The 11,905-nt window shown below is 36.1% G+C and carries 12 protein-coding genes; 2 read left to right on the plus strand and 10 right to left on the minus strand.

Going from position 1 to position 11,905, the window contains the following annotated elements; genetic code table 11:
• Nucleotides 1-120 precede the first annotated feature (120 nt).
• Entirely contained in the window at nt 121-1,437 is a 1,317-nt protein-coding gene (locus tag ADH99_RS00810) for an ISL3 family transposase (RefSeq protein ID WP_049554475.1), read from the plus strand.
• A 55-nt stretch (nt 1,438-1,492) separates the two neighbouring features.
• Here ADH99_RS00810 and dnaJ read toward each other — a convergent pair whose 3' ends face one another.
• The 4 genes from dnaJ to hrcA all read right to left on the minus strand — a co-directional run bounded on the left by dnaJ (nt 1,493) and on the right by hrcA (nt 6,258).
• Entirely contained in the window at nt 1,493-2,665 is a 1,173-nt protein-coding gene (gene dnaJ, locus ADH99_RS00815; RefSeq protein WP_005605523.1) for a molecular chaperone DnaJ, read from the minus strand.
• An 88-nt stretch (nt 2,666-2,753) separates the two neighbouring features.
• Entirely contained in the window at nt 2,754-4,589 is a 1,836-nt protein-coding gene (gene dnaK / locus ADH99_RS00820) for a molecular chaperone DnaK (protein ID WP_049555502.1), read from the minus strand.
• Nucleotides 4,590-4,642: 53 nt separating this feature from the next.
• Nucleotides 4,643-5,197, minus strand: coding sequence for a nucleotide exchange factor GrpE (gene grpE / locus ADH99_RS00825; RefSeq protein ID WP_053091360.1), 555 nt, complete (start codon nt 5,195-5,197; stop codon nt 4,643-4,645).
• Nucleotides 5,198-5,214: 17 nt separating this feature from the next.
• The gene (gene hrcA / locus ADH99_RS00830; RefSeq protein WP_082160285.1) at nt 5,215-6,258 is read right to left on the minus strand and encodes a heat-inducible transcriptional repressor HrcA; all 1,044 of its coding nucleotides are present in this window, start codon (nt 6,256-6,258) and stop codon (nt 5,215-5,217) included.
• A gap of 520 nt (nt 6,259-6,778) precedes the next feature.
• On the opposite strand from hrcA, the gene ADH99_RS00835 reads away from it, so the two are divergent.
• Nucleotides 6,779-7,150, plus strand: coding sequence for a hypothetical protein (locus ADH99_RS00835; protein WP_049555501.1), 372 nt, complete (start codon nt 6,779-6,781; stop codon nt 7,148-7,150).
• A 46-nt stretch (nt 7,151-7,196) separates the two neighbouring features.
• Here the strand turns inward: ADH99_RS00835 and ADH99_RS00840 are convergent, their stop codons facing one another.
• From ADH99_RS00840 to ribF, 6 genes are all read right to left on the minus strand, one after another.
• Nucleotides 7,197-7,838 (minus strand): hypothetical protein, encoded by a 642-nt coding sequence (locus tag ADH99_RS00840; RefSeq protein ID WP_049555500.1) that lies wholly within the window; start codon nt 7,836-7,838, stop codon nt 7,197-7,199.
• Nucleotides 7,825-8,496, minus strand: a complete 672-nt coding sequence (locus ADH99_RS00845; RefSeq protein WP_049555499.1) for a glutamate racemase — start codon at nt 8,494-8,496, stop codon at nt 7,825-7,827. The genes ADH99_RS00840 and ADH99_RS00845 overlap by 14 nt, the downstream gene beginning before the upstream one ends.
• Nucleotides 8,497-8,560: 64 nt before the next feature.
• Nucleotides 8,561-9,124 (minus strand): elongation factor P, encoded by a 564-nt coding sequence (gene efp / locus ADH99_RS00850; RefSeq protein WP_005605540.1) that lies wholly within the window; start codon nt 9,122-9,124, stop codon nt 8,561-8,563.
• Nucleotides 9,125-9,208: 84 nt separating this feature from the next.
• A complete protein-coding gene (gene purB, locus ADH99_RS00855) occupies nt 9,209-10,504 on the minus strand; it encodes an adenylosuccinate lyase (protein WP_049555498.1) in 1,296 nt (431 codons plus the stop codon).
• A gap of 9 nt (nt 10,505-10,513) precedes the next feature.
• Nucleotides 10,514-10,945 carry a GNAT family N-acetyltransferase gene (locus tag ADH99_RS00860; protein ID WP_049555497.1) on the minus strand — a complete coding sequence of 144 codons (432 nt, stop codon included), beginning with the start codon at nt 10,943-10,945 and terminating at the stop codon, nt 10,514-10,516.
• A 6-nt stretch (nt 10,946-10,951) separates the two neighbouring features.
• The gene (gene ribF / locus ADH99_RS00865; RefSeq protein WP_049555496.1) at nt 10,952-11,902 is read right to left on the minus strand and encodes a riboflavin biosynthesis protein RibF; all 951 of its coding nucleotides are present in this window, start codon (nt 11,900-11,902) and stop codon (nt 10,952-10,954) included.
• Between the last annotated feature and the right edge of the window lie 3 nt (nt 11,903-11,905).

Below are 11,905 nucleotides of genomic sequence, written 5' to 3' on the forward strand. Positions count from 1 at the left end.
TGGTTCTATAATTTTTAGGGTTGATGGAAATTTTCCACAACCCTATTTTAGTGTATACAAAAAGGCCAACATCCATTATATTAAAAGCGCCTAAACCTAATACAAAAGGATGATGACCATATGAACAATATACTAGAAGCTACGCTACAAATCAAAGATAAAAATATTATTTGGGATAATAAAGTTCAAGAGAAGATATTTAAAAAGAGAAAATCTTTATTTTATTCAGCTACATATACGCATAAACCAGAATTTTGTACCGTCTGTGGATGTGTTAGCCAAAATCATAATATTGTTAAAAATGGGACGAAAACTTCTCGTATCACTCTCTGTTCTGTTTCAGGCCTTCCGGCCTACTTAAATCTACGCAAGCAGAGATTTCTCTGTAGAGAATGCGGCTCTTCATTTACCGCAGACACTAGTCGAATTGTAGAAAAACACTGTCATATCTCGAAACGATTAAAAAACGAAATCAAATCAAAAATAAGTGAAACAGTATCTGAAACATATATCGCAAAAGAAACAAATGTTTCAGTTCATACTGTCAGACGTATCATAGATGATACAGCACGATTCTTAACGATTAAACCATTACATGATTTACCTGCGCATTTATGCTTTGATGAATTTAAATCCGTTAAATCTTCCGATAGTAATATGAGTTTCATTATTTGTGATAGCACTACACACAAGCTGGTCGATGTTGTACGAGATAGAAAATCTTACAATTTGAAAAGATATTTTCATCGTTTTGAGCCCAAGACTAGATTAATGGTAAAAACTATCTCAATCGACATGTACCTACCGTACATTCAATTAATAAAAGAAATGTTTCCTAACGCAAAAATTATCATTGATCCTTTTCATATCGTACAAGCCTTAAATAGAGAATTAAATCGTACTCGGGTACGTGTCATGAATAAGCATCGTTATAAAGACCCTAAATTATATCGAAAGTTAAAACACTATTGGAAGTTCATTTTAAAGAATCCTAACGAACTTCAGAACTATAAATATAATCGTTATAAGCTTTTTGAAAGTTTTATAACAAGTAAAGGAATCGTGGATTATATTTTGGAAAACAATCCATCTCTTAAAAATGATTATGAGGTTGTACATTCACTTCGTGAATGTATTCAAGCTAGAGATTATATAGAATTCAAGGAAATGATTGAAGCAGCTACACAATTAGACCTATCTTCTGGTTTAAAAAGAGTATTAAAAACTCTAATTACTTACCTGCCATATATTCAAAATACTTGTGAGCATCCAACTAGAACAAACGGACCTATTGAAGGAATAAACAATAAAATAAAAGTGCTCAAAAGAAATGCCTATGGCTTTAGAAACTATTATCACTTTAGGAACAGGATTATTTTAATAACAAAAATGTTTGGCCCAAAACAAAAAGGAATTAAGCAACAATTAGTTGCTTAATCCCTTCCTAATATTCTTCATCAACACTATTTGACAAAGAGCCGTTCTTTTTCTATTATTCAAATGTATCCTTAAATGCGTTCTTCATCTTGTCGAAGAAATTCTCCTCACCATTATGAAGTTGCGTTCCTTCCTCATTAGCAAATACTTGTAAAGCTTGTCTTTGCTTATCTGTCAGTTTCTTAGGAGTATCTACGATGACTTCAACATGTTGGTCACCGTTTCCTGTACCACGTAGTTTAGGAGCCCCTTTTCCACGTAGTCGTAAAATCGTTCCTGATTGTGTCCCAGCAGGAACTTTTAATTTCACTTTACCGTGAACAGTTGGTACGTCTACTTCATCTCCAAGAGCCGCTTGAGCAAAGTTTACATGAAGTTGATAATAAATATCCGCTCCTTGACGTTTGAATGTCTTACTTTGAGCAACTCGGAAGATGACATAAAGGTCACCATAAGGACCGCCATTGAAACCTACTTCCCCTTGTCCTTGAAGGCGCATTTGGTTTCCATCTTCAACACCTGCAGGGACTTTCACTTTGACTTTATGTGTTTCATCTACTTGACCATGGCCGTGACAGGTTGGACATTTTTCTTTGATTTCTTGTCCTGTACCATGACACACATCACAGGTTGTTTGACTCATCATACGACCGAATGGTGTATTTCTTTCAACATTAATCACACCTGAACCATGACATTTAGAACAAGTCGTTGGATGCGTTCCAGGTTTTGCACCAGTGCCATGACACGTTTGACATTCGTCACTACGGTGGTAATGAATCGTTTCTTCCTTACCAAAGATAGCTTCTTCAAATGTTAAATCCATGACATACTGAAGGTCAGCCCCTTGGCGTGGCATGTTCGCACGATCAGCACGACTGCCTCCACCGCCGAAGAAACTACTAAAGATATCTTCGAATCCGCCAGTAAAGTTTCCATTACCGCCAAATCCTCCGAACCCATCAAATCCACCACCGAATCCGCCACCACTAAATCCAGAGTTTGGATCGTAAGAAGCGTGTCCGTATTGATCATAAGCTGCACGTTTTTGTGCGTCACCTAAAATCTCGTAAGCTTCAGCGATTTCTTTGAATTTCTCATCCGCTCCAGGTTCTTTATTAATATCAGGATGGTATTTTTTAGATAATTTCCGATAAGCTTTCTTAATATCTGCTTCAGAGGCATCTTTGGATACGCCTAAAATTTCATATAAATCTCTTTTGGCCACTAATTGCCCCTCCTTTTCTTTCTTAGTTTACAAAGGATATGGGCGTAAGACCACTAAGTAGTCTTACACCCTATCATTTTAGCAAATATTAGTCTACTTCTTCGAAGTCAGCATCCACAACGCCATCGTTATTTGAAGATGATTGTTCAGTTGCTCCTTCTTGAGAAGCACCAGAAGCTTGTTGAGCTGCAGCTGCTTGTTCATAAAGTTTAACAGTTAAGTTTTGTACTACTTCATTTAAAGCATCACGTTTTACTTTCATAGCTTCTAAGTCGTTTGCTTCTACAGCTGCTTTTAATTCGTCACGAGCTGCTTCAGCTTTTTGAACGTCGCTAGCATCTACTTTACCTTCTAATTCTTTCAATGTTTTATCAACAGTGAAGATTAATTGGTCAACTTCGTTACGTAAGTCTACTTCTTCTTTACGTTTTTTATCTGCTTCAGCATTTGCTTCTGCATCTTTTACCATACGTTCGATTTCTTCATCTGATAAACCTGAAGAAGATTTAATTGTAATTGCTTGTTCTTTACCAGTACCTAAATCTTTCGCACGTACATTTACAATACCGTTTTTATCGATATCGAATGTTACTTCGATTTGAGGCACACCACGAGGAGCAGCAGGAATATCTGTTAATTGGAAGCGGCCTAAAGTCTTGTTATCCGCTGCCATTGGACGTTCACCTTGTAATACGTGTACGTCTACTGCTGGTTGGTTATCCGCAGCTGTTGAGAATACTTGTGATTTGCTTGTTGGGATTGTAGTGTTACGATCGATTAATTTAGTGAACACGCCACCCATTGTTTCAATACCAAGTGATAAAGGTGTTACGTCTAATAATACGATGTCTTTCACATCACCAGAGATAACCCCACCTTGGATTGCAGCACCCATCGCTACTACTTCGTCTGGGTTTACTGATTTGTTAGGTTCTTTACCAGTTTCTTTACGTACTGCTTCAACAACTGCTGGAATACGAGTTGATCCACCAACTAATAATACTTGGTCGATATCTGAAGCTGATAAACCTGCGTCAGATAAAGCACGACGAACTGGTTCTTTTGTACGTTCTACTAAATCTTGAGTTAATTGATCAAATTTAGCACGAGTTAATGTTACTTCTAAGTGTAATGGGCCAGCTGCACCAGCAGAGATAAATGGTAAGCTGATTTGTGTTTGAGAGACACCTGATAAGTCTTTTTTAGCTTTTTCAGCAGCATCTTTCAAACGTTGCATTGCCATTTTATCGCTTGATAGATCAATACCGTTATCACGTTGGAATTCTTCCACTAAGAAATCAATGATTTTTTGGTCGAAGTCATCCCCACCTAGATGGTTGTCACCAGCTGTTGATAATACGTCGAATACGCCGTCCCCTAATTCAAGGATAGATACGTCAAATGTACCACCACCAAGGTCAAATACTAAGATTTTTTCTTCGTGGTCCACTTTATCAAGACCATATGCAAGAGCTGCTGCAGTTGGTTCATTAACGATACGTTCCACTTCTAAACCAGCGATACGACCTGCGTCTTTTGTTGCTTGACGTTGAGCGTCGTTGAAGTATGCAGGTACTGTAATAACCGCTTTTTCAACTTTTTCTCCAAGATATTCTTCAGCATATCCTTTTAAGTATTGTAGAATCATCGCTGAGATTTCTTGAGGCGTATAAGATTTACCTTCAATTTCTACTTTATAAGCAGCTTCACCCATGTGACGTTTAATTGATGAAATTGTATTTGGGTTTGTTACAGCTTGACGTTTTGCAACTTCACCTACTTGAATTTCTCCATTTTTGAACGCTACAACAGATGGTGTTGTACGGTTTCCTTCTGGGTTAGCAATAATTTTTGCTTCGTTACCTTCTAAAACAGCTACTGCTGAGTTTGTTGTTCCTAAGTCAATACCAATAATTTTACTCATATTTAATTCACTCCTATTAATGAAATTTATTATTTATTTTAAGATTCGTCTTCTTATTGTGAGACGATGACCATCGCTGGTCGTAATACTCGATCTTTTAATTTATAACCTTTTTGAAACACTTGCACTACTTTATCTGCTTCTTGACCATCTTCAACAGGAACAGTCTGAACAGCGTGATGCAATGTTGGATCAAAAGGTTGATCTAATGCATCAATTTCTTCAATACCTTCTTCTTTTAGTGCATAAAGAAAACTTTCATACACCATCTCAATTCCTTTTTTAAGGTTTTGAGCATCTTCTGATTCACTTTTAGAAGCAATGGCTCTCTCAAGATTATCAATCACATTTAATAAGTTTTGCGCTAGACTTTGGCTACGATATTTTGCAGCATCTTGTCTTTCTTTAGCATTTCTTTTTTGAATGTTTGAGATTTCAGCAGAAAGTCGATACACTTGATCGTTTAATCTTTCAACTTCTTGTTGTAATTTCTCTTCATTCGAAAGTTCTGTTGTGGTTTCTTCAGTAACTTCTTCTTGAGGAGTTTCATCTGTCACTACATTTTCTTTAATTAATTCTTCTTTAGTATTATGTTCATTTGTTTCCAAGATTTCATCTCCTTACTCTATAAGTTACGATAATAATCTTCTATCGTGGTTGCTAACTCTTCCCTGAGTCCTTTTACAATTGATAATACATTCGAATACGGCATATTCTTTGGTCCAAGAAGTGCAATCATTCCTGTATCTTGGTTTGGAGTTTCGTAACTAGCAGTTACCAAACTAAAGTCACCAAGTAACGGATGATCCATTTCTGAGCCGAGCCTAATTTGAATATCTTGATGATCATTGGTTACTAGTTGATGTAACTTAGACTGATCATCCATCAATTGATAAATTCCTTTGAGTTGATCCACATTAGCGTGATGATCAAAGTAATTTAACAAATATCTTCTTCCTGCAACATGCATTCTATCATTCTCGAAACGATTCATCATTTCTTGAATTACTTTGACGATTTGAATTTGTGAATTCATGTAGCGATTCATAAGAATTGGAAGATCCGTCTTTAATCGTTTAGCAACGATATCTAGCGGCACTCCAATTAATTCATCATTTATGATGCGAACCACTTTTTCTAAATCACTATCGTCAATAGCTCCCGGAATTGTATAGACTTTATTTTCTACTAAACCATTACTGATAACAACGATTGCCATCACTTGATTTGGGTTTAGGCGAACAAGTCTAAATCCCGATAACGTGGCAGTTCTCACTTCCGGTCCAAAAGAAATTGCGGTATAGTTCGTTAATGTTGCTAGTATGTCAGCAGATAAACGAAATACATCTTGAATCTCTAATGTTGACTGTTGGAAAACTTCACGAATTTGATTTCGAACGCTTAAAGAAACAGGTTGCTTTTGTCTAGGTAGAATATTGTCGATGTAGTAACGATATCCTTTATTAGAAGGAACTCGCCCAGAAGAAGTATGGTTCTTTTCAAGATATCCCAACTCTTCAAGCTTCATCATCTCGTTACGAATCGTCGCTGAACTAAATGGTAATTCTGCAACTTCCATCAACTTCTTCGACCCGACCGGCTCCAAAGTTTCCGTATATAATTGTATGATTAATTGTAAGATTAGCAATTGTCTATTGGTTAACATCATAGTCACCTCTCTTTAGCACTTGACTAAGACGAGTGCTAACCACATTTATAATTTAACACATTGGTCAAATTAAGTCAACATGAAAACACTAGGACTTTAGACTGATTTTCAGTTTATTATTTTCTAGTTCCGCAGATGTATAACGCTTATAACATCAACGATTCTAGCACCTTATGTGACTTGTAATTAAGATTCTTTCGAAAAAATTTTTGTCAATATGAACGTCAAACGTCAAACAAAAATATGACGTCATAATTTCCTTTGAAAGAAAAAACAATAATTTCATATTTCTTTGCAAATTTTCACCATTTCCATTATATTTTCATAAATAAAAGGAAAGGATTTATTATGAAATTATTCAAAAATTAGTAGCCCTAATTTCTTTAGCTTTTTTAACAGCAATTTTCGCTTCTAATTTTACTTCCGCATATGCAGATGGTACGACTCAAGTTAATATCACGAATATTAATGTTGATTCACTTTCTAATTCTGAAAAAGAATAAATTATTTCTGGGAATTTTTGGGAGATGTTAATTCTACTACTTCTGTAAAATTAATTTATAAAAAAGTAGGATGCTTTGTTAATAAACCTTCTCTTCCAAACACTAGGACATCAACAGGTTTAGTGACACTTGGTGCAGGAATCCTTGTGTTAGGCGCTGCCTATGCTTTATTAAAATCAAATAAAGGTAAAAAGTTAGTTACTATTTTATTTGTAATTGGAGCTGGTAGCATCCTTGTTGGATCTGTAGACGCTTCTCAAGTAATCTTAAACGGTGAAACTAAAGTAGTCTCTATTTCACAAGAGGAAACTACAGAAGAAACAACTACAGAGCAAACTGAATCTGAAGAAGAAGTAACGATAAAACCAGGAACTCCTGCTCCAGCTTAAAGAACTCTATAAATACAATAAGAGGTAGATTTTAAATCTACCTCTTTTAATTTACTTCATTCATATAAATGGTTTCATAAAACGGAATTAATTCCTTCAATGCGTCTGCAAGTTCTTCTTCAATTCCGTCTTTGTTCTTTTCAAGAAACACCGGTCTTCTTAAAATAACTTTACGGACCTCTCCTTCTTTAACAGCTCTTATTAATTCATCTCTATTAGATACGTTCCCTTCATAAGCTGTCGCATTCTTTTGAAAATCAGATGCTACGTATAAAATGTTACGATTAGGTTCACATTCCAACACTTTGTTTTGTAACATCAGAGAGCGTTCGTTCATTTTACGTTCAATAAAACTCAATTCTACATATACGCCCAATTTATCGTCATTATAAAACAACCGTAATGCAAAAGATGGATTTCCTTCATCTTGCCCCTCTTCGATAAAATATCTCCAAAAAGCAGGTCTTGCCACTTGGGCTTGATTCATCCATTGACTAACTCGGTCCATGCGAAATGACTTAAAGTTCTTCTGAAACGCTTCTGTTAACTTCGTGAATTCCTGTCTTGCATCTTGGCCAGCCTTCTTCAACAGTTCCATTTCTTCTGCAATTTCTGGAAATTTTACTGGATTTTTATATTTAACTTTGTCATACCGAAAGAAATAACTCATCTTTTCAATTGAAATCATGATTTTCCTCCTGAATATGGCTCTTCAAGCGGTCGATCATATAGACACCCACATCTATAATTGGAATATTCGAGAGCTGCTCTAATTCTGTCTTTACATATGGGAAATGCGTACATCCTAGTACGACAGCTTCAATCTCTGTACTTTCAAAATAGTGGAATAAACTTTGAAAATCGAATTGTTTAATAATCTCCTCTTCTGGTTTTCCTGTTTCAATCGCTTTAACCAGTTCTAGCATCGTCACACCAAACACCTTAAGATTAGGATTAGCAATATATAGATTGTTTTCTACTCCTGTTAATCCATGAGAATTCGCGGCCATTACTGCTAAATAATCATGTTCGACGCCTAGTGTGCGATACATTTGCATCGGAGTAATCATAGGAAGTCTATATTCTTCTTGCAATGAATCGAAATTCACAACTGAACTTAGTGAGTTACAGTATACAAAAACGGCGTCAATGTCGTTTTTCAGCCCGTTAATCACATTTCTAATATATTGTTCTCTTTCTTCGTCTTCTAACGCTTGAAAAGTCGTTTGTTCGACTGGATTTTTAGAAATCGGAACAGAAATCGTTTGAGTAAAGCCATTTTCCATCAATAAATCAACGCCTAACTTCGTGTCCATAGGTGTTCCTGCCATCACAGCAATCCGCATACACATTTCTCCTTTATAAAAAAACAAGGATGAACGCTAGGCTCATCCTTGTTTCAATAAATCATTATTTAGTTGCACGACGTACGTATGTACCTTCTGCAGTGTTAACTTCTAAGTATTCTCCTGCTTCAATGAAGTCTGGAACGTTAACTACTAAACCTGTTTCCATTGTTGCCGGTTTACCAGAACCTGTAACTGTAGCACCTTTAATTGATGGTTGAGTTTCAGTAACTTGCAGTACAACTGTTGATGGTAATGAAACCCCAATTACTTCTGAACCGTAGAATTGGATTTTAACTTCCATGTTTTCTAGGATGTATTTTAATTCTTGTTCGATTGTTTCTTCAGGAATTTCGTATTGTTCGTATGTTTCTAAGTCCATGAATACTCCAACGCCATCTTGGCTGTATAAGTATTGAACATCTTTTGTATCGATGTGTGCACGTTCTACTTTTTCATCAGGACGCATTGTTGTATCTACTGTTGAACCGTTACGAACGTCACGGATTTTCATACGCATTACAGTGTTCCCTTTACCTGGTTTGTGGTGGCTAATTTCCAACACTTTAATTAATTTTCCATCAAGAATGAATGTCATTCCAGCTTTTAAATCACTTACGTTAATCATTTTCTGACTCCTTTTGTTAAATTTTACTTTCTATTTATACCACATTTTCATTGAAAATGCACTATATTCAGTATAATTTGAATTTTATAAAATACCAACTCTTTTGAAAATTAAATCTACATTTTTAATATGGTAATGATAATCAAATGCATCATCGATCTCTTCTTTTGAAAGTGTCGACATAATTTCTGGTTGGTTTTCTAAAACAGAACGGAAAGCTAACTTTTCATCCCATGCTTTTGCCGTGCATGGCTGTACTAAATCATACGCTTTTTCACGGCTCATTCCTTTGTCGATAAGTTTCAATAACACCCGTTGACTGTAAATAAGTCCGAAAGTCGCATCCATATTGCGTAACATGTTTTCTGGGAACACCGTCAAGTTCTTAACGATATTACCGAAACGACGAAGCATATAATTGAGTAGAATTGTGCTATCTGGAATAATAATACGTTCAGCTGAAGAATGTGAAATATCACGTTCATGCCATAAGTTCACGTTCTCATAGGCTGTGACCATATGTCCTCTGATCACACGAGCAAGTCCCGCCATATTCTCAGATCCGATTGGATTGCGTTTATGTGGCATTGCTGAAGATCCTTTTTGCCCTTTTGCAAAGAACTCTTCTACTTCACGTGTTTCAGATTTTTGTAGTCCACGGATTTCTGTCGCAAATTTTTCGATACTTGTCGCAATTAATGCAATAGTAGAAATGTAATCCGCATGCAAGTCACGAGGTAAGATCTGTGTCGAGATTTCTTGAGGACGAATTCCAAGTTTTGCGCAAACATATGCTTCCACTTCTGGCGGAATATTCGCAAATGTCCCCACGGCGCCACTAATCTTACCCGCTTCAACCCCTTTTGCAGCACGTTCGAAACGTTCGATATTGCGTTTCATTTCTGAATACCATAAGGCTAGTTTCAAGCCGAAAGTTGTTGGTTCAGCGTGAACTCCATGCGTTCTTCCCATGCAAACTGTATCTTTATAAGTTAGTGCTTTTTCTTTAATGATGTCTAGGAAGTCCGCTAAGTCCTTTCGTAAAATATCGTTGGCTTGTTTTAATTGGTACCCATAAGCTGTATCGACTACGTCTGTACTGGTTAATCCATAGTGAACCCATTTCTTTTCTTCTCCAAGACTTTCAGAGACACATCTTGTAAAAGCAACGACATCATGTCTTGTCTCTTCTTCGATTTCTAAAATACGTTCAACTGTGAATTTCGCGTTTTTACGAATTTTTTCAACATCTTCTTTTGGAATTTCTCCAAGTTGTGCCCAGGCTTCAGCAGCTAAGATTTCAACTTCTAGCCAACAATTATAACGATTTTCATCAGACCAAATTTTTGCCATTTCTGGACGTGTATAACGTGTAATCATGATTTCCTCCTAATACAATTCCATAGTAACATGTTTGATTCCAACAATATCATACGGTTCTGAAACAACTTCAAACCCAAGTGATTCATATAGGTTTTGAAGGTGTGCTTGTGCATGAACTTCAATCACGGTATCTACAAACCATTCTTTACAAACTTCTTTAGCGCGCTCTAACAACGCACGACCTTTTCCTTGTCCTTGGTATCGATTGTCTATCAACACTCTACCAAGTCGCACCTTATCCTTTTCTGGAATAATTCTTAAATAGGAAATCACTTCTCTATCATCATTCATCTCAAATAGATGCCATGATTTTTTATCTGTATCGTCAATTTCTTGATAATTCAAATCTTGTCCGACAATAAAGGTTTCGATCCTTGCTTTGTAAATCGCAACAATCTCTTCCTTCGTTAGTTCATCATAGTTTTTTAAATACCACATCGAGAATCAACCTCTCTTTGTCTTGAAATAATTTCTTGTATCTTGTTCATCTTTCTTTAATTGAGCGATTAACGCATCGATTCCTTCAAATTTCAATTCTGGTCTTAAGTATTTTAACCATTTCACGCGAACTGGAAGGTGATAAATATCTTTATCAAAATCGAGCAAATTCACTTCAATCGTTACTTTATGAACATCATCAAAGGTTGGATTGATTCCGATAGACGCCATACCAGGAATCCACTTACCTTCCACAAACATTTCAACGACATATACCCCGTTTTTAAGGAGGAAAGTATCGTTAGAAACTTCGATATTGGCCGTTGGGAATCCCAGCATTTTACTACCACGGCCAAAGCCATGAACGACAACACCGTCCATAATGTAATCATAGCCTAATAGTTCATTTGCTTCTTCAATGTCGCCTTGTAGCAATAAGTCTCGTACAGCTGTAGAACTAATCTTTCCACTCGCATTTTTTTGCTCATCAATCGTGATAATCTCAAAGCGATTAGAAGCATACTTTGGTAACAATTCCATATTTGCAACATCTCGTTTACCATAAGTATAGTCAAATCCCGCAACAACAACTTTTGCTTTTAAACCGACAATATATTGATCTACAAATTCTTGTGGTGAAAGAGCTCCAAATTCCTTTGTAAAATCAACCAAATAGAAAATATCGACACCAAGTTCTTTTAATAGTTCTTTCTTGCGTTCTAAAGGAGATACATATTGAATGCTATCAGGATCTACATTTTGGAAAATAACAGATGGATGCTGATTAAAAGACATCACTGCTACTTTATAACCACGTTCCTCTGTGACTTTTTTTGCTGTTGTAATCACTTCTTTATGTCCTAGATGAATTCCATCAAAGAATCCTAAAGCGAGGACAATTGGTTCCTGAATAATACACTCTTTAGCATAAGGGTGTGATAACTCAATTGTTTGCATTCT

The organism is Granulicatella sp. 572.rep1_STHE (assembly GCF_001073445.1).
Classification (GTDB): Bacteria; Bacillota; Bacilli; order Lactobacillales; family Aerococcaceae; genus Granulicatella; species Granulicatella adiacens.